This window comes from Nocardioides cavernae (assembly GCF_016907475.1).
GTDB classification, from domain to species: domain Bacteria; phylum Actinomycetota; class Actinomycetes; order Propionibacteriales; family Nocardioidaceae; genus Nocardioides; species Nocardioides cavernae.
Genome location: NZ_JAFBCA010000001.1, coordinates 802525 through 825251, shown reverse-complemented (window position 1 = coordinate 825251; position 22727 = coordinate 802525). Strand labels below are relative to the sequence as shown.

Annotated in this window: 20 protein-coding genes; 10 read left to right on the top strand and 10 right to left on the bottom strand. The window is 72.1% G+C overall.

The genetic code is table 11. The annotated features are described in order from the left end of the window. Positions 1-11 precede the first annotated feature (11 nt). The 6 genes from JOD65_RS03935 to JOD65_RS03910 form a co-directional block, all read right to left on the bottom strand. Positions 12-1598: a glycosyltransferase family A protein gene (locus JOD65_RS03935; protein WP_191193655.1), complete on the bottom strand. Its 1587-nt coding sequence runs from the start codon at positions 1596-1598 to the stop codon at positions 12-14. A gap of 3 nt (positions 1599-1601) precedes the next feature. After that, positions 1602-3380 (bottom strand): glycosyltransferase family protein, encoded by a 1779-nt coding sequence (locus tag JOD65_RS03930; protein ID WP_191193656.1) that lies wholly within the window; start codon positions 3378-3380, stop codon positions 1602-1604. Further along, a complete protein-coding gene (locus tag JOD65_RS03925; RefSeq protein WP_191193657.1) occupies positions 3377-4330 on the bottom strand; it encodes a glycosyltransferase family protein in 954 nt (317 codons plus the stop codon). The genes JOD65_RS03930 and JOD65_RS03925 overlap by 4 nt, the downstream gene beginning before the upstream one ends. Further along, the gene (locus tag JOD65_RS03920; protein ID WP_191193658.1) at positions 4330-5403 is read right to left on the bottom strand and encodes a sulfotransferase family protein; all 1074 of its coding nucleotides are present in this window, start codon (positions 5401-5403) and stop codon (positions 4330-4332) included. Before JOD65_RS03920 ends, JOD65_RS03925 begins: the two co-directional genes overlap by 1 nt. Positions 5404-5504: 101 nt before the next feature. Continuing rightward, entirely contained in the window at positions 5505-6014 is a 510-nt protein-coding gene (locus JOD65_RS03915) for a hypothetical protein (RefSeq protein ID WP_191193659.1), read from the bottom strand. Positions 6015-6095: 81 nt separating this feature from the next. Beyond that, a complete protein-coding gene (locus JOD65_RS03910; protein WP_307820915.1) occupies positions 6096-7445 on the bottom strand; it encodes a GH1 family beta-glucosidase in 1350 nt (449 codons plus the stop codon). An 18-nt stretch (positions 7446-7463) separates the two neighbouring features. On the opposite strand from JOD65_RS03910, the gene JOD65_RS03905 reads away from it, so the two are divergent. After that, complete coding sequence (locus JOD65_RS03905) at positions 7464-8159, top strand: pirin family protein (protein WP_191193661.1); 696 nt, start codon at positions 7464-7466, stop codon at positions 8157-8159. Positions 8160-8258: 99 nt separating this feature from the next. Here the strand turns inward: JOD65_RS03905 and JOD65_RS03900 are convergent, their stop codons facing one another. Further along, entirely contained in the window at positions 8259-9824 is a 1566-nt protein-coding gene (locus JOD65_RS03900; protein WP_191193662.1) for an FAD-binding oxidoreductase, read from the bottom strand. Positions 9825-9841: 17 nt separating this feature from the next. Between JOD65_RS03900 and JOD65_RS03895 the strand changes: the two genes are divergently transcribed. Together JOD65_RS03895 and JOD65_RS03890 are read left to right on the top strand one after the other, a co-directional pair. Next, positions 9842-10444 (top strand): TetR/AcrR family transcriptional regulator, encoded by a 603-nt coding sequence (locus JOD65_RS03895; RefSeq protein WP_191193663.1) that lies wholly within the window; start codon positions 9842-9844, stop codon positions 10442-10444. Continuing rightward, positions 10444-11991 carry a glycerol-3-phosphate dehydrogenase/oxidase gene (locus JOD65_RS03890; RefSeq protein ID WP_191195361.1) on the top strand — a complete coding sequence of 516 codons (1548 nt, stop codon included), beginning with the start codon at positions 10444-10446 and terminating at the stop codon, positions 11989-11991. Before JOD65_RS03895 ends, JOD65_RS03890 begins: the two co-directional genes overlap by 1 nt. A 150-nt stretch (positions 11992-12141) precedes the next feature. Here JOD65_RS03890 and glmS read toward each other — a convergent pair whose 3' ends face one another. Together glmS and JOD65_RS03880 are read right to left on the bottom strand one after the other, a co-directional pair. Continuing rightward, the gene (gene glmS / locus JOD65_RS03885) at positions 12142-13965 is read right to left on the bottom strand and encodes a glutamine--fructose-6-phosphate transaminase (isomerizing) (RefSeq protein WP_191193664.1); all 1824 of its coding nucleotides are present in this window, start codon (positions 13963-13965) and stop codon (positions 12142-12144) included. Positions 13966-13976: 11 nt separating this feature from the next. Further along, positions 13977-14237 (bottom strand): hypothetical protein, encoded by a 261-nt coding sequence (locus JOD65_RS03880; protein WP_191193665.1) that lies wholly within the window; start codon positions 14235-14237, stop codon positions 13977-13979. 247 nt (positions 14238-14484) lie between these two features. On the opposite strand from JOD65_RS03880, the gene JOD65_RS23600 reads away from it, so the two are divergent. Further along, positions 14485-14610, top strand: coding sequence for a hypothetical protein (locus JOD65_RS23600; protein ID WP_263575284.1), 126 nt, complete (start codon positions 14485-14487; stop codon positions 14608-14610). A gap of 171 nt (positions 14611-14781) precedes the next feature. Further along, positions 14782-15351 (top strand): YceI family protein, encoded by a 570-nt coding sequence (locus JOD65_RS03875; RefSeq protein ID WP_191193666.1) that lies wholly within the window; start codon positions 14782-14784, stop codon positions 15349-15351. Between the two features lie 305 nt (positions 15352-15656). Here JOD65_RS03875 and JOD65_RS03870 read toward each other — a convergent pair whose 3' ends face one another. Next, positions 15657-17390: a DEAD/DEAH box helicase gene (locus tag JOD65_RS03870; RefSeq protein ID WP_307820914.1), complete on the bottom strand. Its 1734-nt coding sequence runs from the start codon at positions 17388-17390 to the stop codon at positions 15657-15659. A gap of 93 nt (positions 17391-17483) precedes the next feature. Here JOD65_RS03870 and JOD65_RS03865 point away from each other — a divergent pair, with 93 nt between their 5' ends. From JOD65_RS03865 to JOD65_RS03845, 5 genes are all read left to right on the top strand, one after another. Beyond that, the gene (locus JOD65_RS03865; RefSeq protein ID WP_224747130.1) at positions 17484-18401 is read left to right on the top strand and encodes a GNAT family N-acetyltransferase; all 918 of its coding nucleotides are present in this window, start codon (positions 17484-17486) and stop codon (positions 18399-18401) included. A gap of 178 nt (positions 18402-18579) precedes the next feature. After that, the gene (locus JOD65_RS03860; protein ID WP_191193668.1) at positions 18580-19431 is read left to right on the top strand and encodes a response regulator transcription factor; all 852 of its coding nucleotides are present in this window, start codon (positions 18580-18582) and stop codon (positions 19429-19431) included. Between the two features lie 195 nt (positions 19432-19626). Further along, positions 19627-20376 (top strand): response regulator transcription factor, encoded by a 750-nt coding sequence (locus JOD65_RS03855; protein ID WP_191193669.1) that lies wholly within the window; start codon positions 19627-19629, stop codon positions 20374-20376. A gap of 127 nt (positions 20377-20503) precedes the next feature. Then, positions 20504-21154, top strand: coding sequence for a response regulator transcription factor (locus JOD65_RS03850; RefSeq protein ID WP_191193670.1), 651 nt, complete (start codon positions 20504-20506; stop codon positions 21152-21154). 68 nt (positions 21155-21222) lie between these two features. Beyond that, positions 21223-22719 (top strand): SDR family NAD(P)-dependent oxidoreductase, encoded by a 1497-nt coding sequence (locus tag JOD65_RS03845; protein WP_307820913.1) that lies wholly within the window; start codon positions 21223-21225, stop codon positions 22717-22719. Positions 22720-22727 lie beyond the last annotated feature (8 nt).

Sequence of the window (22727 nt, the reverse complement as noted above, 5' to 3'; positions counted from 1 at the left end):
CGCTCGGCGGGTCAGCGGCGGCGGCCGAAGAGCCCGCGCCGGTGCTCCTCCTCGACCGGAGCGACGGCCGGCCCGGGCGCGTCGACCGATCGCTCGTCGACCGATCGTTCGGCGGCTTTGTCGAGGGACTTGTGGAGGCGCTTCTCCGACTTGTCGGGGTCCATCGCGGGGCGGGCACCGAGGACGAAGCGCTCGACCACGCGATCGGCGACGGGCACCCAGCCGACCGACGTCGCGGGATAGGTCTTCACGCCGAACGACTCGTCGAGCAGCGCCTCGCGGTCGTCGTCGGGACCGGCGAGACGCCTGACGCGAGCCAGCGCGGAGGTGCGCTCGAGCCGCGCGGCCGCGCCCGAGTCGTACGACAGCACGCGGACGCCGTGGTGGGTGCGCTCGAGGTCGTCGAGGAGGGCGGCCACGGCGGCGGGCTGCGGGGCGAGCGAGGCGTCGGGGAGAGTGAGCACGAACTCCGCGTCTGAGCGTGACGGCGCCTGCTGGACGAGGCGCACCCGCGGCTCGTGGAGGAAGGACCGGTGCACCAGGCGGGTCTCCAGCACCGGGTCCTCGACCGGCTGCACGCGGTCCTCGTGCACGGTCGACCAGGGCCCGACGACCGTCACCCGCAGGTCGGGGACGTCGCCGTCGAGCAGCGAGTCGACGAGGTGGATCGTCTCGTCGGCGGGACCGGCCTCGAGGACGACCTCGAGGTAGGGCACCTGGTAGGCGCGCCCGTGGCGGTTGCGCTTGGGACGCATCGTCGGCACGAGGTCGGCGAGGTAGGGGTCGTTGAACCGGTTGACCTGCTCGGCGCGGCGCAGCACCTGCGAGCGGCCGAGGTGCCAGCTGCGCGCCTCGCGGTCGACCACGAACACGCCGCCGGCCTGGGCGAGCGAGTGTCCGAGGTGCATGTCCTCGCCGAGGCGCAGGGTGCGGTCGAAGCCGTCGGAGTCGAGGTAGAGCGCCTTGGTCACCGAGCCGGTCATGCCGATGTGGAAGCGTTGGGCGCGCGGCCCGGCCTCGCGGAGGTCGTGGGTCTTGGCCCAGTAGTCCTCGACCCACTGGTGCGGCTCGTGCTCCTGCCCCGGGAACAGCTCGCCCGCCTCTCCGGCGGCCACCCGGTCGCGCACGACGGCGGGGTCGACCTCCAGCAGGGAGGCCGGGTCGACGAAGAGCTTGTGCCCGCCCGGGACGGCGTAGTCCACGAGGTGGTGCCAGCGCGCGTGGGCCTCGACCTCCTCGCGGTGGGCGAGCATGTCGGCGTCGTACCAGTGCAGGACGTCGCCGTCGGCCGCGAGCGCGCCGAGGTGGCACGCGTTGGCGCGCCCCCAGCCCTCCTCGACCCGGATCAGCCGCGTGTTGTCGGGTCGTACGTCGGGCAGCTCCTGCGGCGGCGAGCTCTGGTCGTCGACGACGAGCACCTCGAGCAGGTGCGAGGGGTAGGACTGTCCGGCGAGCGCGGCGAGGACGTAGGGCAACGTGCGCTGGTAGTTGAACGTCGGCACGACGACCGTCACCGACAGCGTCGGCTCCCACCCGCCGAGGGTCGGCGGGGTGAGCGACCCCCAGTCGTTGTGGCGCACCACCGGCTGCCGTGCCATGTCCTACCTCCCCCCGTCAGGCCGGTCGAGCGGGTCGACCTCGAGCGCCAGGCTCGGCTGGAAGCCCTCCCACTCGGAGGCCACGATGTCAGGTCGGCGGAACTCCTCGTCGTCACGCTGCCAGGTGTGTCCCGCTCCGGTGCGCCGCAGGACGTAGCCGAGGCCGTGGGTGCGGTAGATCCGGCCGCCGGACGCCTCGACCCCGGCGAGCAGCTGGGCGTCGACGTACTTCCGCACGCGGCGGAAGTCGCCGAGCGAATGGAGCAGCCCGCGGTCGAGCAGGAGCGTGCCGCCGGCGACGAAGCGGGCGAAGAGCTCCGAGGGGTGGTTGCGCCGGATGGTGAGGTCGTCACGCTCGTTGTTCGCGTGGAGGTAGACGAACTCCGACGGCATCCCGACCACGTCCGCGCCGGAGAACCGGCGCGCCATCAGCAGGTCGTGCACGGCGTCGGGCGAGTACCAGTCGTCGTCGTCGACCTTGAGCAGCACCTCGCTCGACGCGGCCTGCGCCGCGGCGGTGAGGACGTCTCCGAAGAACGTCGACGCATCGAAGGTCAGCACCTGGTGCGGCCGGTCGCCGAGCGCACGGCGTACGGCGTCGCGGTCGGGCTCGAAGCCGTGCGCGGCCAGCACCAGCTCGACCTCCGCGCCCCGCTGCCGCGCGACCTGCCGCAGCGCGAAGTCGAGCATCTCGGGCCGCTTGGTCGACAGCAGCGCGCTGACCGCCGGCAGGCCGACGTGGCGGACGCCGGCGCGCGAGGCGAGCGCCGAGCGCCACGCCAGGGTGGAGTGGTGGTCGAAGGCGACGCGACGCACGGCGAGGCTGTGCTCCTCGCGGCGCAGCGCGTCGTCGAGGTCGACCGTCGCGTCGAGCGCGGCGGCGAGCGGCGGAGCCACGTCGAGCACGCCCTCGGTGACCACCGGCACCCCGGACATCGCCAGCGCGAGCAGGTCGGCGGTGCTCGTGTCGGCCGGCAGGCGTACGCCCTGGAAGGCGCGGGCCGCGGCGACGACGTCCTCGGTGACCGGGCCGCGACCCGAACCGGCGACCAGCCGGGCGAGGTCGACGACGGGGTGGTCCCAGTCCTTGCGGAAGCCGATCGGGTTGAAGACCAGCTCGTCGACGGGCTCGGGGCCGGGGTCGGTGACGACGGTCGGCGCGCGGTCGATGACGTGGTGCTCAGCCACGTCCCCGCCGCGGCGTGCGACGACCACGTCGGGCGGCACGTCGCGCTCGGCGTCGCCGGCACCCGAGACGTCGGGCAGCAGCACCGCCCGGGCGTCGAGACCGGGGGCGGCTGGGCGACCGGCGTACGACACGACGAGGCCGCCGTGGGTGGTGTCGCCGGGGCCGGCTGCCTGGCGGGCCATTTCCATGACGACGTGCTGCGCCCGGGCGCCGGAGGCGAACCGGGCGACGGTGAGCACCCCACGGTCGTCGGCCTCACGGGCGGCGAGGTGGACGAGTCGCGGCCATTCCGGGCGCGGCACCAGCACCCAGGGCGTGGGTGCGTCGGTGAGCCAGCAGGCGACGGCCTTGCACTGGCCGAGGAGGGGTACGGCGCTGGCCATCCGCCGCAGGCGAGCCCGGTCGGCCGCGACGACGAGCACCGAGCCCCAGCCCTTGCGGGGACCGTCGAGCGTGGACAGCGGCACGATGGTCGGCTCGATGCCGGGCAGGTCCTCGATGCCCTGCAGCGCGTCGAGCGCGAGGCTGTCGGAGTCGTCGACCAGGACCAGCGTGGGGCCGGGCAGCCGGAGGTCGTGGAGGGGATGCGTCACGGTCGTGCGCGCTCCTTGAGGTCTCGGTGCTTCAGAGTGGCAGGCAGCGAGTGCTGCACGAGCGGTCGGGGCTGGCGCCAGAGCCAGTCGCGGCTGACGTGGTCGATGATGTGGACGCCCTCGGGCGCGGTGACCCTGACCAGCCCGCCCAGCGCCTCGGGGTCGCCGTTGCGGATGGCCTCGTCGACCTCGAACTCCCGCAGCTTGCGGTAGAGCCGGGTGTTGGTGAAGTCGACGCCGTCGCGCCGCCAGTGGGCGTACTCGTCGGCGTCGAGCCACTTCACCTCGAGCACGAGGCCCTGCTGGAGCACGATGCGCTCGACGCCCGGCGGGAACTCCCGGAGCTCCCAGTCGAAGGCCTTCACGAACGTGAAGTCCGGTCCCATGGGATAGATCCACGGCTCGAGGAACCGCAGCGACAGGTCGAGCCAGCCGGTCGACTCGTCGACGACGGTCAGCGGGTGGCGCGGCATCGCGACGATCGCGCGCGTGGACTGCAGCTGCCACGACAGGTCGCGCAGGATGCCCGCGCCCTCCGGCGTGAGCACCATGTCGCCGTCCCACTTCATCGAGTAGGTCGTGCGGACGTGGGAGAAGCACCAGTTGTAGAAGTGGGTCAGCGAGTGGACGCTCGTCGCGGGGGTCGCGAGGTGCTCGCCGCCGGCGCGCGAGACGCGGTGGGGGTAGTCGAGGACGGTCAGCCGGTCGGCGGCGCCGCACTCCTCGGCCACTGCGCGCGCGACGTCGGCCGTGCCGTCGTCCGAGCCGTTGTCGACGAGCAGCACGTGCTGCACGGCCGCGAAGATCGGCGGCAGCACCCACGGCAGGTTGCGCGCCTCGTTGCGGACCCGGAAGACGCAGGTCAGCCCGGGGACCAGCGGTTCGCCGGACGTCCAGGGCCACGTCACGTCGTATGCCGGGTCCCCCTCGAGGGAGGCGATGTCGGGCATCAGGTCCGATCCTGCTGGGACGAGCGCTCCCGGCCGATCGCCTTGCGCAGCTTCTGCCGGGCCGCGGGCGGCACCATCGCGCGGACGGCGTGGGGCAGGCGGTCGGCGCCGCTGCGGGGCTCGCCCGCCGCCCCGGCCTCGCGCCGGGCCTCCACCGCGGCCGCGCGCCGCTGGGAGACGACCGTCGAGTGCGCGAACGCCTCCGCCTCGGCGTACTGCTCGGAGTAGGCAGCCCGCAGCTGGTCGCACCGCTCCTGGTGGGCGGTCGAGTCGTCGAGGGCGATCGCGTCGAGCACCTCCCAGGTCTCGTCGGCGAGCTCCCGGAGCCGCGCGGGCACGCCGATGTCGTCCCACGTCATCGTCACCCGCCGCAGCGACGGGTCGATGAAGCGGTGCACCTCGGCGATGTCGACGGCCATCGCGGTCTTCACCGCGGCGAGGTCGAAGGCCTCGCCGAGCGCGAACACCGGCTGCGTCCAGTCCTCGAGCAGGTCGCCGTAGTGGACGAACGCCCGCTGCTGGCCGCGCGTGGCCCGCTCGGTGTGGAGCATGATGTTGATCCACGCGGCGGTGCGGGTGACCGCGCCCTGGTCGGAACCGGCTCCCATCCGGCCGTAGTAGGTCTGCTTGGAGCCGACGACCTCGGTCACCGGGCGCAGCATGGTGACGTACGACGACGTGGCGCCGCAGCGGTCGGCGGCCGCCCGCCACAGGCCGAGGAACCAGGCCGCGCGGGGGTCCTTGATGACGAGCTCGTCCCCGAGGTCGAACTGCCGGTCCAGCCACGCGGTGACGCGCTCCCGGGTGGCGTGGTCGCCGCTGGTCGTGCCGGTGTCGAGCCACGCACGGGGCCGGGCGTCGGAGACCTGGACGTTGCTCCGGGCCAGCAGCTCGGCATGCAGGTCGACCACCCAGCGTGGCTCGCCGAAGCCCTTGGGGTTGGTCGCGTCGGCGACCACCTCCGGCTGGGGCACGTGCAGGCCCAGGGTGCGCAGGGTGCCGGCCATCGTGCTCGTGCCGCTGCGCCCCGAGCCGACGACGAACACGACGCGGCGGCTGGTGGGCTCGGTCATGATCGGAGCCTATCGGGGGCGTCGGGCACCGATCGGTGCTCGGGGGTGGCCCGCTCCTGCTGGGCCCGGGCGGCGGCACGCCCTGAACCCGGAAACCCGCGTCAGACGGGCGATTCGTCCTTCTTCGCCCTCGACCTCACCCGGAACCAGCCGGCGACCAGTGCGAGCAGGGCGACCATCCCGAGGGCCCACCCGAGCGTCGAGCCCCACGCCCGCTCCACCGTCGTACGCCACTCGCCGCCCTGCTCGTAGACGGTGATCTCGTCGCCCTTCTCGACGTCGCCGAGGCGGCGCAGCTCGTAGAGGGCGGAGGCCTGCTCGCCGTCGGGCAGCTCGAAGACGATCGAGGAGTACTCCGTCGACTCCTGGCCGGCCCGGCTGGGACCGAGCTCCTCGAAGCCGACGACCGTCGCCTGCTGGGTGTCGACGCCGGACGGCGGCTGCCGGCTGTCCCAGAAGTCGAAGAGCCGCCACCCGACCACGACGACCATCAGCAGCAGCAGGGCGAGCGCCACCCAGGTCATGCCGTGGTTGCTCGACCGGCCACCCGAGAAGCCGCCGTCGCTGCCTGGGGCACCCGGCCGGTCGGGGACGGGTCGGTCGTCGGCCATGCCCGGAAGTCAACCACCGATGTCTGAGGACGCGGTGAACGGGTTCGGGCCTCCGTGACGTGCGCGGCGTCCTCAGATGTCTCAGAGGTGCTGGGGCTGGGCCTTGATCAGGTCGGCGTACCAGTGGAAGGACTTCTTGCGCGTCCGCTGGAGGGTGTCGTAGTCGACGTGCACGAGGCCGAAGCGCTGGGTGTAGCCCTCGGCCCACTCGAAGTTGTCCATCAGCGACCAGCAGTAGTAGCCACGGACGTCGACGCCGCGCTGGACGGCCTCGGAGACGGCGTTCACGTGGGCGCGGAGGTAGTCGATACGCGCCTGGTCGTCGACGACGCCGTCCGCGTCGGGGCCGACGTTGTAGCTGCAGCCGGACTCGGTGATCACGATCGGCGGCAGCGCGGCGCGGAAGCGGGCGCGGAACATGACCAGCCACTCGCGCAGCGCGTCGGGCACGATCGGCCAGCCGAAGTCGGTGGTCGGGTAGCCGACGACCTCGCGCAGGTCGAAGGGGATCTCGGCATCCTCGTCGGCCGCGGCGACCTTCATCGGGTTGTAGTAGTTGACGCCGTAGAAGTCGAGCGGCTGGCGGATCGTGGCGAGGTCGCCGTCCGCCATCACGTCCTCGAAGAGCGGCATCAGGTCGACCGGGTAGCGCCCGAGCAGCATCGGCTCGAGGAACGTGCCGTTCCACAGCGCGTCGAAGATCTTGCTCATCCCGACGTCGGCGTCGTCGTCGCTGGCGGGCCAGATCGGGGCGTGGTTGTTGGCGCACCCGACCGACGTCGCACCGGCCTTGCGCAGCTCGATGGCCGCGCGACCGTGGGCCAGGAGCAGGTGGTGGGCGGCCGGCAGGCAGTCGAACAGCATCGCCTTGCCGGGGGCGTGGGTGCCGAGCCCGTAGCCGAGGATCGAGGCGACGTTGGGCTCGTTGACCGGGATCCAGTGCGCGACGCGGTCGGCGAACCGCTCGCCCACGATCGCGGCGTAGTCGGCGAAGCGATCCACCGTGTCGCGGTTGAGCCAGCCGCCGTCGTCCTCCAGCGCCTGCGGCAGGTCCCAGTGGTAGAGCGTGACCATCGGCTCCTGGCCGTTGGCGAGCAGGGTGTCGATGAGCCGGTCGTAGAACGCCAGGCCCTTCTCGTTGGCCTGCCCGCGACCGGTCGGCTGGATGCGCGGCCAGGCGATCGAGAAGCGGTAGCCGCCCGTGCCCAGCTCCTTCATCAGCGCGACGTCCTCGTCGACACGGTGGTAGTGGTCGCACGCGACCTCGCCGGTGGCGCCGCCGGCGACGCGCCCAGGCTCCGCGGCGAAGGTGTCCCAGATGCTCGGGCCACGGCCGTCCTCGGCCACCGCGCCCTCGATCTGGTAGCTCGCCGTGCTCGTGCCGAAGCGGAAGCCGGGAGGGAGCAGGGGGAAGTCGTGCGGGGAAGCCACATCCGCGAAGATATCGGCATGAGCATGGCCCTGTACGCCGGTTCGGACAGGTCGTCGGAGACTGTCAAGGGGCGCTTGACCAGCCATTCCTTCTCCTTCGGGCCCCACTACGACCCGGCCAACCTCGGCTTCGGACCGCTCGTCTGCCACAACGACGACCTGCTCGATCCGTCGGCGTCCGCGGTCGCGGGCTACCCCGAGCACCCGCACACCGAGCTCGAGATCGTGACCTGGGTGCTCGAGGGGGCGCTCGTGCACACCGACTCGTCGGGCCACCGGCACGTCGTCGAGGCCGGCCGCGCCCAGGTGCTCTCCGCCGGCACCGGCGTCCGCCACAGCGAGGTCGCCGACGCGCGGTCGGGGCGCTGCCGGTTCGTCCAGGCCTGGCTCACCCCGTCGGCGCCGGGGGCCGAGCCGTCGTACGCGCTGGGCGAGGCGCCGCCGCCGTCGTCGGACCTGGTGGCCGTGGCCGGTGACGACGGCCTGCCGATCGGGACGACCGGCGCCCGCCTCCTCGTGGCGCGCCTGTCCGCCGGCGAGTCGGTCGCGCTCCCCGGCGACCCGCGCCAGCACGTCTTCGCCGCGACCGGGGCCGTCTCGCTCGACGGTCTCGACCTGCACCTCGGTGACGCCGTACGCCTCACCGACGAGCCGGGTCGCGTCGTCACGGCGACCGCGCCGACCGAGCTCCTGGTCTGGTCCTTCAGCGCCTGACCCCGCCCCGGGGTATCTAGGGACGAACTGGTAGGTGATTCGGCCCGCAGACCTACTAGATCGTCCCTAGATACCGGGAAGCGGAGGCGGGGCGCGGGGTCAGGGGATGAGCACCCCGGGGTTGAGGACGCCGGTCGGGTCGAGCTCGGCCTTGACCGCGCGGAGCACGCGCACCCCGACGTCCCCGATCTCCCGGGCGAACCACGGCTTGTGGTCGGTGCCGATCGCGTGGTGGTGGGTGATCGTCGCGCCCGCCGCGATGATGGCGTCGCTGGCCACGGCCTTGGCGGCCTGCCACTGGGCGACCGGGTCGTCGCCCTGCCGCGCGGCGACGGTGAAGTAGAGCGAGCACCCCGTCTCGTAGACGTGCGAGACGTGGCACAGCACGAGAGATCCCTCGCCGAGCGATGCGGTGAGTGCGGCCCTGACGTCGGCGTACAACCGCTGGCGGTTCGACCAGAAGGTCGCGGTCTCGAGCGTCTCGACGAGCACACCGTGGTCGAGGAGCGCGTCGCGGAGGTAGGGACCGTCGAAGCGCCCGTGGGCCCACCTCTCCCCCGGCTCGGTGCCGAGCGCGGTCCCACCGAGACCGGCCAGGACGGCCGTGACCGCCGCGCGCCGGGCCGCGACCTGCTCGTCGGTGCCCTCGTAGCCGGTGACCATCAGGCAGCCGGGGTCCTCGGCGCCGCCGATGGACGAGGGGTCGGCGAGGTTGATCGCCGTCTCGGACTCGTCCGACAGCCGCAGCACGGTCGGCATCAGCCCGGCCTGCGCGAGGGTGCGCATCGCATCGGAGCCGGCGTCGAAGGACGGCCACCGCCAGCCCTCGTACGACGTCACGGCGGGCGCGCGCCGCACGCGCACCGTGACGGAGGTGATGACGCCGAAGGCTCCCTCCGAGCCCAGCAGCAGCTGACGCAGGTCTGGCCCGGCGGCGTTGGCCGGCGCGGAGCCGAGGCGCAGCGTCCCGGTCGGCGTCGCGGCGGTGAGTCCCACGACCATCGCGTCGAAGCGTCCGTAGCCGGCGCTGGACTGCCCGCTCGAGCGCGTGGCCGCGAAGCCGCCGATCGAGGCGTGCCGGAAGGACTGCGGGTAGTGGCCGAGCGTCAGCCCGTGCTCGGCGAGGAGCGCTTCGGCCTCGGGGCCGCGCAGCCCCGGCTCGAGGGTCGCGGTCATCGAGACCTCGTCGACGGCGAGCAGCCGCTTCATCCGCACCAGGTCCAGGCTGACCACCCCCGCGAACCCGTCGCGGCGCGCGGCCAGGCCGCCGGTGACCGAGGTGCCGCCACCGAAGGGGACGACCGCCACCTGGTGCTCCACGGCCCAGGCCAGGACGGCCTCCACGCCGTCGTGCCCGTCGGGTCGGACGACGGCGTCCGGTGCGTCGTCGAGGTCGCCGGCGCGGGCGCGCAGCAGGTCGGGGGTGGACTTGCCCCGCGTGCGGATGGTGCGCGTCGCGTCGTCGGTCAGCACGTGCTCGGCGCCGACGGCCGCCCGGAGGTCGTCGAGCAGCGCGTCGTCCAGCGCGGACGGCGGCGGCGTGGCCCCACTGACCGGCGGACGGTCCTGAAGCCCGAAGGCGAGCTCGACGAGCCCGAGCGCGGAGTCGGGCAGGACGGTGGCGGCCGCGGGGTCGCCCCAGCGCTGCGGGTGCATCTCGGTCATGCGTTACAGTGTGACATATGACGTCACTTCGTCACACCACCCGCGCAACCGCCGACCCGCGACTCGACGGCTACCTCGACGCCGCGCGCGCCTGCATCCTCGACGTCGGATGGCGGCGTACGACGCTCACCGAGGTCGCGAAGCGGGCCGGCGTCTCCCGGATGACGATCTACCGCGCGTGGCCCGACATGGGCTCGCTGCTCGGCGACCTGATGACCCGCGAGTGGGTCGGCATCGCCGCCGCGACGCAGGTCGCCGCCGCCGACACCACGACCCCCGAGGGCATCGCCGAGGCCGCGCTCGCGACCGTCAGGGCGCTGCGCGACAACGAGCTCTTCGTCCGGATCGTCGAGCTCGACCCCGACCTGATGCTGCCCTACCTGCTCCACCGTCGCGGGCGCTCGCAGGAGGCGCTCGTGGAGATCCTCGCGGCCGAGATCGCCAGCGGCCAGGCCGACGGCGCCATCCGGGCCGGCGACCCGGTGCTGATGGCACGGTCGCTGACCCTCGCGGCGCACGGGTTCGTCTTCTCGGCGCTGACGATGACCGACGACCGGATCGGGCTGGACGACCTGGACGCGGAGTACGCCCGCGGCGTCGCCCGCGCCCTGGAGCCGTGATGCAGCCGGCCCGCCGCATCACCCCCGGCCTCGCCGGCGTCCCCGACGAGGTGGACGTCGTGGTGGTCGGCCTCGGCATCACCGGCGCCGGTGTCGCCCTGGACGCCGTCACTCGCGGCCTGACCGTGCTCGCGGTCGACGCGCACGACCTGGCGTTCGGCACGTCGCGCTGGTCGTCCAAGCTCGTGCACGGCGGCCTGCGCTACCTCGCGCAGGGACAGCTCGCCATCGCCCGCGAGAGCGCCGTCGAGCGCGGCATCCTCATGGAGGTCACCGCGCCCCACCTGGTCCACCCGCTGCCGATGCTGACCCCGGTCAACGACGCGATGCCGCGCAGCCGGACGGCCTTCACGTGGGGCGGGCTGCAAGCGGGCGACGCGCTGCGCCGCAGCGCCCACACCACCACCCGGACGCTCCCGCGCCCCCGCCGGCTCAACGCCACCGAGACCCTCGGCCTCGCCCCCGCCCTGCGCGCCGACACGCTCCGCGGCGGGCTGCTCGCGTGGGACGGGCAGCTCGAGGACGACGCACGCCTCGTCGTCACCGTGGCCCGCACCGCGGCGTCCCACGGCGCCCACGTGCGCACCCGTGCCCGCGTCACCTCCGCGACCGGCGCCGGCGTCACGGTGCGCGACGAGCTCACCGGGACGACGTACGACGTCCGCGCGAGGGCGGTCGTCAACGCGACCGGCGTCTGGGCGGGCGGCCTCGACGAGCAGGTGAAGCTGCGGCCCAGCCGCGGCACCCACCTCGTCCTGCGCGGGTCGGCGCTGCCGCACACCCGGGTCGCGGTGATGGTGCCGATCCCGGACACGACGTCGCGCTTCGCGATGGTGCTCCCGCAGCCCGACGGCACGATCTACGTCGGCCTCACCGACGAGCCCGTGACCGGACCGGTGCCCGACGTGCCCGAGCCCAGCGAGGCCGAGATCGACTTCCTGCTGGGTGTCGTGGCCACGGCGTTCACCACGCCGCCGACGAGGAACGACGTCGTCGGCGCCTTCGCCGGCCTGCGGCCGCTGCTCGAGGTCTCCGGCACGGACGCGACGTCCGACCTGTCCCGCCGCCACGCCATCCTCACGTCCGCCACCGGCGTGACGACCGTGGTGGGCGGCAAGCTGACGACCTACCGACGGATGGCGCAGGACACCCTCGACGCGCTCGTCGCGGCTGGGCGCGTGGAAGCGGGTCCGTGCCGCACGGCGTCGCTGCCCCTGCTCGGCGCCGCTTCACCGGGCGACCTGCGCCGGACGACGGCGCCAGCCCGGCTCGTACGACGCTTCGGCACCGACGCCGAGCTGGTCCTCGCCACCGCCCGCGAGGTGACCGGCCTGGCCGACGACGAGCTGGTCGCCCCGGTGTCGGAGGTCGTCCCGGTGACGCTCGCCGAGCTGGTCTTCGGCGTCACCCACGAGGGCGCGCACGACGTGGCCGACCTGCTCGACCGGCGTACCCGCGTGGGCCTCGTCGCAGTCGACCGGACGGCCGCAGAGCCGCTTGCCCGGCGGGCGCTGGCGCTCGCCGGAAGCGCCGCCGACGCCACGTGATGCAGCCGACAGCAAAATCCGTCGGCACTTCCACCGATCCACGGACAGGGCGCGGACCCGGTGGGAAGGTTCTCCACGGCGCGCCCCTTGCCGACCCCATGCGGCAAGGGGCGCCCAGTCCATTTCAGGCCTGGGCTGCGGGTTTTCCGGTCATTCGACCGTGACCGACTTCGCGAGGTTGCGCGGCTTGTCGATGTCGTGACCGAGGTGCTGGGCCGCGTGGTAGGCGAGCAGCTGGAGCGGGACGTTGAGCAGGATCGGGTCGAGCTCGGGCTCGTTGCGGGGCACGACGATCCGGCGGGCACTGACCTCACCGAGGTCGACCCCTTCGTGGGTGATGACGACGAGCGGGCCCTTGCGCGCCTCGATCTCGTGCAGCGCACCGACGTTGCGCTCGGCCAGCTCGTCGTGCGGCACCAGCGCGACGGTCGGCACGTCGGGGTCGATGAGGGCGAGCGGACCGTGCTTGAGCTCGGAGGTCTGGTAGGCCTCGGCGTGCCGGTAGCTGATCTCCTTGAACTTCTGCGCGCCCTCGCGGGCCACCGGGAAGCCGCGCACGCGACCGATGAAGAACAGGCTCTTTGCCTCAGCGAGGTCCTTCGCGACCTCGACCAGCTCGGCCTCGCCGGCCAGGACCTCCTCGATCTGGCCGGGCAGCCGCTCCAGGCCGGCGACCAGGCGCTTGCCGTCGGCGATCGACAGGTCCCGCACCCGGCCCAGCTGGAGGGCGAGCAGCGCGAAGGCGAGGAACATGTTGGTGAGGGCCTTGGTGCTGGCGACGGCGACCTCGGGTCCGGCGTGCAGGTAGATCCCGCCGTCGCACTCGCGGGCGATCGCCGACCCGACGACGTTGACCAGGCCGACACAGCGCCCGCCCTTGCGGCGTACCTCCTGGACGGCCAGCAGGGTGTCGATGGTCTCGCCGGACTGGCTCACCGCGACGTAGAGGGTGTCGGGCTCGATCACCGGGTTGCGGTAGCGGAACTCGCTGGCCGCCTCCGCGTCCGCGGGGATGCGGGCCAGCTCCTCGATGAGCGCGGCGCCCATCTGGCCGACGTAGTAGGCCGAGCCGCAGCCGAGGATCTTGACCCGGCGCACGGCCCGCAGCTCGCGGGCGTCCATGTCGAGGCCGCCGAGGTGGGCGGTGCCGAAGCGCTCGTCGAGGCGACCGCGCAGCACGGCCTGCGCCGTCGTCGGCTGCTCGAGGATCTCCTTGCGCATGAACGACTCGTGCTCGCCTGCCTCGTACGCCGACGCGTCGACGTCGACCTCGGCCGCGGTCTTGCCGGTGGCGACGAGGTCGCTGTGCCGCATGGTGCTGAACCCGGCAGCGGTGACGGTGGCCATCTCGCCGTCGTCCAGGACCGCCACCGTGGTCGTGTGCCGCACGATCGCGGCCAGGTCGGAGGCGACGTACATCTCCTTGTCGCCCACGCCGACCACCAAGGGGCTGCCGTTGCGGGCCACCACGATGCGGTCCGGGAAGTCGGCGTGGAGCACGGCGAGGCCGTAGGTCCCGACCACCGCGCCCAGCGCGTCACGGACCTTGCCCTCGAGCGTGTCCGCGTCGCTGCGGGCGACCAGGTGGGCGAGCACCTCGGTGTCGGTGTCGCTGGCGAGGGTGGTGCCCGCGTCGGCCAGCTCGGCACGCAGTGCGGCCGAGTTGTCGATGATCCCGTTGTGCACGACCGCGACCCGGCCGGCCTCGTCGGTGTGGGGATGGGCGTTGGCGTCGGTCGCCGGCCCGTGCGTCGCCCAGCGGGTGTGGCCGATCCCCGTGGCGCCGGCGAAGCGCTTGGGCAGGGCGTCCGCCAGGTCGCGCACCCGCCCGGCCTGCTTGGCCACCCGGATCCCCCGGTTGCCGAGGACGGCCACCCCCGCGGAGTCGTAGCCGCGGTGCTCCAGCCGGGTCAGGCCCTCGAGGACGACCGGGGCCGCCTCCTGGCGGCCGATGTAGCCGACGATTCCACACATGTCGTTGCGTCCTATCCGTAGATGATGCGTCGCAGCTGCCGCTCGGAGAGCTCGGGGGCGGCCACGACTCGCTGGGTGAGCTCCTCGGCGATTCGCGCGAAGATCTCGGGGTTCTTGGCGCCGTACGTCTTGAGGCTCGCGTGGCGAGCCCGGACGTAGTCCTCCACCGGCTGGGCGTGGAAGGCGATGACGTCCTCGACGACCCGGGCGGCCTCGCCCGGCGTCAACGACGTGGTGGCGACGACATGGGCGACGAGGACGGGGTCCGGCACCGGACGATCATCCGCCCCAGGTGACACGACTGACAACTTCCTGCCCGAAATCGGGCAGAAAGAGGACTTTGCTTCTCGGTGAGTCCTCCACAGACTCGTCTCACCAGTCACAGGTGGGGCACTGGCCCGCCATCCTCCGACCTGAGGGTGCGCGAGTGGGGGACGTACGCCCGTTGTGAGCGAAACCGTGGTGCGTGGGTGGGGACGTGCTACTCTAGGTGAACACAAGGTGAACGGGAGGTGTCACATGAGCAAGCAGTCGATGACCGACAGGCCGGTCTGCGCCTGGGTCGCCGTCACGGACGCGTCGGGCCGCACCCACATGGAGGCACGCTGGTCGACCGTCGAGACGGTCGCCACCCACGCCGCCTGACCGGCTCCCGACCCAGCTCGCACGCACGAGCCACGCTCCACCTGGAGCGTGGCTCGTCGTCATTTCCATGGGGATCGGGAATTCCTTGCGTCGCCCGGGAATGAACAGGCGGGGTTGCCCGTTATGGTCGTTGAAAGTTCTACCAACTACCGTCTTCCTCGAGGAGCACCCATGACCACCGGCTTCGACGCCCCCACCACCGCCATCGACGACATCACCGGCGACTACACGATCGACACCAGCCACAGCCGGCTCGGCTTCGTCGCCCGCCACGCCATGGTGACCAAGGTCCGCGGCCAGTTCGGCGCCTTCGAGGGCACCGCCCGCATCGACGAGGCGAACCCGTCCGCGTCCAAGGTCGACCTCACCATCCAGGTCGCCTCCGTCGACACCGGCAGCGCCGACCGCGACGGCCACCTCAAGTCCGGCGACTTCTTCGACGTCGAGACCTACCCCACGATCACCTTCACCTCCACGGACGTGAAGCGCGACGGCTCCGACTGGGCCATCACCGGCGACCTGACCATCAAGGACGTCACCAAGCCCGTCACCATCGAGTTCGAGCAGACCGGCTCCGCGGTCGACCCGTTCGGCAACACCCGCGTCGGCTTCGAGGGCGCGACCACCATCAACCGCAAGGACTGGGGCCTCACCTGGAACGCCGCGCTCGAGACCGGCGGCGTCCTCGTCTCCGAGAAGATCAAGCTCGAGTTCGACGTCTCGGCGATCCGCAACGCCTGACCCGCGAGTCGGCGCATCCTGATGCGCCACAGCCGTCGAGTCGGCGCATCCTGCTCAGGATGCGCCGACTCGCTGCATTTCCGGCGTCAGGAGCTCGGCCTGGTCCTTGCGGGCACCGGTGCTGGCCGGCTCTCGGTCGACGCACTGCTCACGCGCAGGCGTACGACGACGCGCGAGCGGGAGCCCGTCGCCGCCTGACGCACCGACTGTGCACCCGGGTTTCCCGCTTGTCGGCCCAGATCTGGGTCGACAAGTGGGAAAGTCCCCGGATATCCGGGGACTTCCGGCGCCCCCGGCCCCTGAGGTCAGGAGCGGGGGTTCTTGCCGTTGTAGCCGCCACCCTTGCCGCCGTGGCCGCCACCGGGGCGACCGCGGAACGGGCCGTTGTCGGGCTTGATCTCGATGAGCTTGCCGGAGATGCGCGTGCCGGAGAGCCGGTCGAGCGTGCCGGCCGGGAGGTCGGCGGGGAGCTCGACGACGGAGAAGTCCGGCTTGATCGAGATGTAGCCGAAGTCGCCGCGCGACAGACCGCCCTCGTTGGCCAGGGCGCCGACGATCTGGCGCGGCTCGACCTTGTGGCGCTTGCCCACCTCGATGCGGTACGCCGCCATCGGCTGGCCGCTGCGCGACTCGCGCGGCGCCCGGTCGGCCTTGCCGCCGTGGCTCGAGCGCTCCTCGAAGGACCGACCGCGCGGCTCGGGCTCGGGGTCGAGCAGGAGCGGCTGCTCGCCGTGCATCACCGCGGCGAGGGCGGCAGCCACGTCGACCTCGGAGACGTCGTGCTCGCTGACGTAGTGGGACACGACGTCGCGGAAGAAGTCGATCCGCTCCGGCTGGGTCAGCGCCTGGGTGATCTGGTCGTCGAAGCGCGTCAGGCGGGTGGCGTTGACGTCGTCGACGGTCGGCAGCTGCATCTGGGTCAGCGGCTGACGGGTGGCCTTCTCGATGGCGCGGAGCAGGTGGCGCTCGCGCGGGGTGACGAAGGCGATCGAGTCGCCCGAGCGGCCCGCGCGGCCGGTGCGGCCGATGCGGTGCACGTAGGACTCGGTGTCGGTCGGGATGTCGTAGTTGACGACGTGGCTGATCCGCTCGACGTCGAGGCCGCGGGCCGCGACGTCCGTGGCGACGAGGATGTCGAGCTTGCCGGCCTTGAGCTGGTTGATGGTGCGCTCGCGCTGCACCTGCGCGACGTCGCCGTTGATCGCCATCGCTGAGTAGCCGCGGGCGCGCAGCTTCTCGGCCAGGGTCTCGGTCTCGTTCTTGGTGCGGACGAAGACGATCATCCCCTCGAAGTTCTCCACCTCGAGGATGCGCGTGAGGGCGTCGACCTTCTGGGGGTAGGACACGATGAGGTAGCGCTGGGTGATCGAGGAGACCGTCGAGGTCTTGCTCTTGACGGTGATCTCGACCGGGTCCGCGAGGTACTTCTTCGAGATCCGGCGGATCTGCGCCGGCATCGTCGCGGAGAACAGCGCCACGTGCTTGCTGTCGGGGGTGTCGGCGAGGATCGTCTCGACGTCCTCGGCGAAGCCCATCTTCAGCATCTCGTCGGCCTCGTCGAGGACGAGGAAGCGCAGCTCGCTCAGGTCGAGCGTGCCCTTCTCGAGGTGGTCCATGATCCGGCCCGGCGTGCCGACGACGACGTGCACGCCGCGACGCAGTGCGGACAGCTGGACGCCGTAGCCCTGGCCGCCGTAGATCGGCAGCACCTTGACGCCCTTCATGTGGGCGGCGTACTTCTCGAAGGCCTCCGAGACCTGGAGCGCGAGCTCACGGGTCGGGGCGAGGACGAGTGCCTGCGGCGTCTTCTGCGAGAAGTCGAGCTGCGACAGGATCGGCAGCGCGAACGCGGCCGTCTTGCCGGTGCCGGTCTGGGCGAGACCGACGACGTGGCGCCCCTCGAGGAGCGGCGGGATGGTCAGGGCCTGGATCTGCGAGGGGGTCTCGTAGCCGACGTCCGCCAACGCCTTGAGGACCTCCGGCGCGAGGCCGAGGTCGGAGAAGGTCTGTTCGGGTGCTACAAGCTGGTCGTCACTCACCCTCCAACGGTAGGGCCTCAGGCGTGAACGCGACATTCCCCGATGCCCGATAAGGACGCGACAACCCCGCACGTGAGCAAGCACACTCCCCCCATGCGAGATGCGATGCCCGACCTGCCCGAGGGACTCACCACGCGGCCGCTGCAGAAGTCCGACGCCCACGACGTCTTCGTGCTGATGGCTGCCCAGGAGCAGGAGGACATCGGGCACGTCGCGATCGAGGAGGCCGACATCGTCAGCGACTGGGCCAAGCCCAGCCACGACCTGGGCGCCCGCTCGGTCGGCGTGTGGGACGGCGACACCCTGGTGGCGTACGCCGAGCTGATGGGCGCCGACCGCGCCGACACCTCCGTCCTGCCGAGCCACCGGGGCCGCGGCATCGGCACCTGGCTGGCCCACTGGCTCGTCGACCTCGGCCGCGGCGTCGGCTCGTCGGTCCTCGGGATGCCGGTGCCACAGGGCTCGCCGGGCGACCGGCTGCTGGAGGAGCTCGGCTTCCGGGTCCGCTGGACGAGCTGGGTGCTCAAGCTGCCCGAGGGCGCCACCATCCCCGAGCGCACCCTGCCGGAGGGCTACGTCGTCCGCACCGCTGGTGCCGACGAGCTGCGCGCGGCCCACGACGTCCTGGAGGACGCCTTCCTCGAGTGGTCGGTGCGCGACCGGGAGACCTTCGAGGACTTCGCCGCCGCGACGAGCGGCCGACCCGGGTTCGAGCCGTGGAACCTGCGGGTGGCCCTCGACCCGGACGGTGCCGTCGTCGGCGTCTCGCTGGTCCTCGTGTCGGACGACGGGGCCACGGCGTACGTCGACCGGCTCGCCGTACGGCGCGACCAGCGCAACCGCGGGATCGCCCAGGCGCTGCTCGTCGACTCCTTCGCCCGGGGGCGCCAGCACGGCACGCGGACCTCCGAGCTGAGCACGGACTCACGCACGGGAGCACTCCCGATGTACGAGCGCGTGGGCATGGTGGTGGACCACGTGTGGGTCAATCGCGGGATCGACCTCGCCTGAACCACGGAAAGCGCACCTCGACACCGGTTCTCACCGCAGATTCCGTCAAAATGATGTGGTCTAGACAGCCCGTTCATCCCTCAGACCTCTCCTAGTTCTCCGCCGTCGATGGCACTAGCATCGAGCGACATCGTCCGGGCGGTGTCACGGCGAGGGCGTGGGGCCCTTGCCTACGCATATGTGGGGGTTTGACGTGCAAGAACTACATGCATTGGTCGTCGAGGACGATCCGGACATCTCGTCAGCGCTGGTGGAGACTCTCGAGGGGGCGGGCTTCCGCGTCACCTCGGCGCTCGACGGACGCCAGGCGGTGAGCGCGGCGGCAGCCGACCCGCCCGACCTGGTGACGCTCGACCTGACGCTGCCGCACATGGACGGCATCGAGGTCTGTCGCCGCATCCGGGAGACCAGCGACTGCTACATCGTGATCGTGTCGGCGCGCTCCGACGAGGTGGACAAGCTGATCGGCCTCGAGGTCGGGGCGGACGACTTCGTCCTCAAGCCGTTCTCGCCGCGCGAGCTGCGCGCGCGGGTGGCGGCGCTGTTCCGACGACCTCGGACCGGGACGGTCGCCGAGGAGCCCGTGAACGGCCGCAGCCCCCAGGTGCCGAGCCCGGCGCAGCCGGTGGACGAGCCGTCCACGATCTCCGCCGGAGCGGGCCTGGTGATCAACTCCGCGCGCCGCGAGGTGCAGATCGACGGCTCGATCGTGGAGCTGACCCGCATCGAGTACGACGTCCTCGAGTACCTCGCGACGCACCTGTCGCGGGTGTGCACCCGTGAGGAGATGGTGCTGGCGATCTGGAGCAGCGCGCTGACCCACGACCACCACCTCGTCGACGTGCACGTGGCCAACCTGCGCGGCAAGCTGCGGCGCCACACCGACGCCACCTGGATCCACACCATCCGCGGCATCGGCTACCGGATGGACCGCGAGGGGGACGAGCAGCAGGAGCGCCGCGCCGGCGGAGGCCCCTACCTCGTCGCCCGGATCGACTCGGAGGACTGGGCCCGCGGCCTGGACTTCTGACCGGACACCCGTCGGGGCTACCCGACGGGTTCTGCCGACCCCCCTCCCAGGGGGGTGCTTGCACCCCGATCGACCACGCACCCCACCCCCTGCCGCCTAGCATCGACGGCGGGCGGGGAGCACCGACCGCGCCCGCCCGGTTTCAGGCCGGGTAGAGCAGGGTAGGTGAACGATCAACTGGGGAGCAGACGGATGATGAACGCACGGACAGCCGTGGTCGTCGAGGACGACCACGATGTCGGCGACGCCATCTCCAAGCTCCTCGACCAGGCCGGCTTCGACGTCGTCGTGGCCAGGACCGGGACCGAGGCGCTCACGCTCGTGGCCGAGAGCCGTCCCGACCTGGTCACGCTCGACCTCACCCTGCCCGACATCGACGGCGTGGAGGTCTGCCGCCAGATCCGCACGGTCACCGACTGCTACGTGATCGTCGTGAGCGGCCGCGCGTCCGAGGTCGACCGGCTCGTCGGGCTCGAGGTCGGCGCCGACGACTACCTGGTCAAGCCGTTCTCGATGCGCGAGCTGCAGGCGCGCGTCGCTGCCCTCTTCCGACGTCCGCGCAGCAGCGACCCCGCCCCGGGGGCTGCCGCACCGCAGCTCGCCGTCGACCCGGGGCCCGACGCGGACCCGACGAGCTTCGAGGGCTGCAGCGACCTCACCCTCAACCGCGGGGCGCGGGAGGTGCGGGTGTCGGGCCGGGAGGTCGACCTGACCCGCACCGAGTTCGACCTGCTGGCCCACCTCGTCGGCAACCCCGGCGTCGTGGTCCCCCGCGAGCAGCTCATGCGCGCGGTGTGGGCCAGCGACTTCGTCCCCGACAGCACCCATGTCGTCGACGTCCACCTCGCCAACCTGCGCCGCAAGCTGCGCGGGGCTGCCTCCGGCAACCAGTGGATCCGCACGATCCGCGGCGTCGGATTCCGGTTCGACCCCTGCTGCCCCTGACGGCACCTCCCGTCCCTGGGCACGACCGGCCCGTAGGGGTGGGATCGCCGCGGGCCGTTGACCGCAGGTTCGCCCCGAGTCGCCCATCCGGGGGTTCAACGGCGGCAAACAGCAGTACCTTGACCCCATGGTGATTCGAGTCGCGCTGGTCAACGACGACGAGGTCGTCGTCCGTGGCCTCGACGCGATGATGCGCAGCTACGGCCACCGCGTCGAGGTGGTGGAGCTGGTGGCGGGCAAGCCCGTCGCCCAGCCGGTCGACGTCGCCCTCTACGACACGTTCGGGATGGGTCAGGGCAACGGTCCCGCCGTACGCCACCTCGTCGACAGCACGCAGGTGCGCGCGGTCGCGGTCTACACGTGGAACTTCCAGCCCTGGCTCACCCGCGACACCCTCAGCCAGGGCGTGCGCGGCTACCTCTCCAAGAGCCTGCCGGCGGCCCGCCTCGTCGACGCCGTCGCCGCCATCTCGTCGGGGCAGCTCGTGGTCTCGCCGTCGCGGGGGCGTTCGCCGCTCGTCGGCGGCGACTGGCCCGGCCGCGAGGAGGGACTCACCGCGCGCGAGGCCGAGGTGCTGTCGCTGATCACGATGGGCCTGAGCAACCAGGAGATCGCCGAGCGCACCCTGCTGTCGCTCAACTCGATCAAGTCCTACATCCGCTCGGCCTACCGCAAGATCGACGTCGACTCGCGGTCGCGGGCGGTGCTCTGGGGCGTCGAGCACGGGATGCGTGCCGACCGCGTGCGGATCAACGGCTCGCCGGCCCGCGAGGGCTGACCCGACGTCGTACGCCCGCGGTTTCCCGGATGACCGGGGATCCCCGGAGGCGCCGTAACCTCCTCCTCGTGACACAGCAGCAACCCGGCATCGACCCCGAGGACCTCGCGACGACGCTCCGGGTGCTCGCGTCGCTCCACCACCTGCCCGGGGACCACCCCGACCACGTGACGGTCAAGCGTGCTGCGTCGCACATGTACAAGTCGATCAAGGCCGAGCGCAAGCTCGCCAAGCGCGCCGCCGAGCTGGCCCACGACCGCGACATCATCGAGCGGACCGCGACCGGGTCGCCGATGCGCATCGACGACGAGACCGCGGGCATCCCACTGGTGTCGAGCGCGGCCGGGGCGTTCGCCGGCGAGCTGCTCGTCGCCCGCGGCTGCTACATCTGCAAGCAGGACTTCACCCTGGTCGACGCGTTCTACCACTGGCTCTGCCCCTCGTGCGCGGCGATGAGCCACGCCAAGCGCGACCAGCGCACCGACCTCACCGGCAAGCGGGCACTGCTCACCGGCGGGCGCGCGAAGATCGGCATGTACATCGCGCTCCGTCTGCTCCGCGACGGCGCCCACACCACCATCACCACCCGCTTCCCCAAGGATGCGGTGCGTCGCTTCAGCTCACTGCCCGACAGCGAGGACTGGATCCACCGGCTCAAGGTGGTCGGCATCGACCTGCGCGACCCCACGCAGGTCATCTCGCTCGCAGACGACGTCGCGGCGGCCGGCCAGCTCGACATCCTGATCAACAACGCCTGCCAGACCGTACGCCGCACACCGGGCGCCTACGCCCCGCTCGTCGAGGCCGAGTCGCTGCCGCTGCCGGACGACTCGGTCCCGGAGCTGGTGACGTTCGACCACATCTCCGAGGCCCACCCGGCCGCGATCGCCGGCGCCCTCGCGCCGACCGCCGTCGCGCACCACGAGGGTGAGTCGGAGGAGCACGCGGTGGCGGTGCACAACGCCGCGACCCTCACCGCGCTCGCGCTCAAGGCCGGGCACGCCTCCCTCGACGCGCACCTGGCCGGCACCGCCGTCGACGCCGGCGGCCTGCTGCCGGACGTGCAGACCAACAACTCGTGGACCCAGACCGTCGGCGAGGTCGACCCGCTGGAGCTGCTCGAGGTGCAGCTGTGCAACTCGATCGCGCCGTTCCTGCTGGTCTCCCGGCTGCGCCCGGCCCTCGCGGCCGCCGCGTCGGCAGCGACCTCGCGGCGGGCGTACGTCGTCAACGTCTCCGCCATGGAGGGCCAGTTCTCGCGGCGCTACAAGGGCTCCGGGCACCCGCACACCAACATGGCCAAGGCCGCGCTCAACATGATGACCCGGACGTCGTCGGGCGAGATGTTCGAGACCGACGGGATCCTGATGACCGCCGTCGACACCGGCTGGATCACCGACGAGCGTCCGCACCACGAGAAGCTGCGGATCGCGGCCGAGGGCTGGCACGCGCCGCTCGACCTCGTGGACGGCGCCGCCCGCGTCTACGACCCGATCGTGCTCGGGGAGGACGGCACCGACCTGTTCGGCTGCTTCGTCAAGGACTACCAGCCGTCCCCCTGGTGACGCCGCGG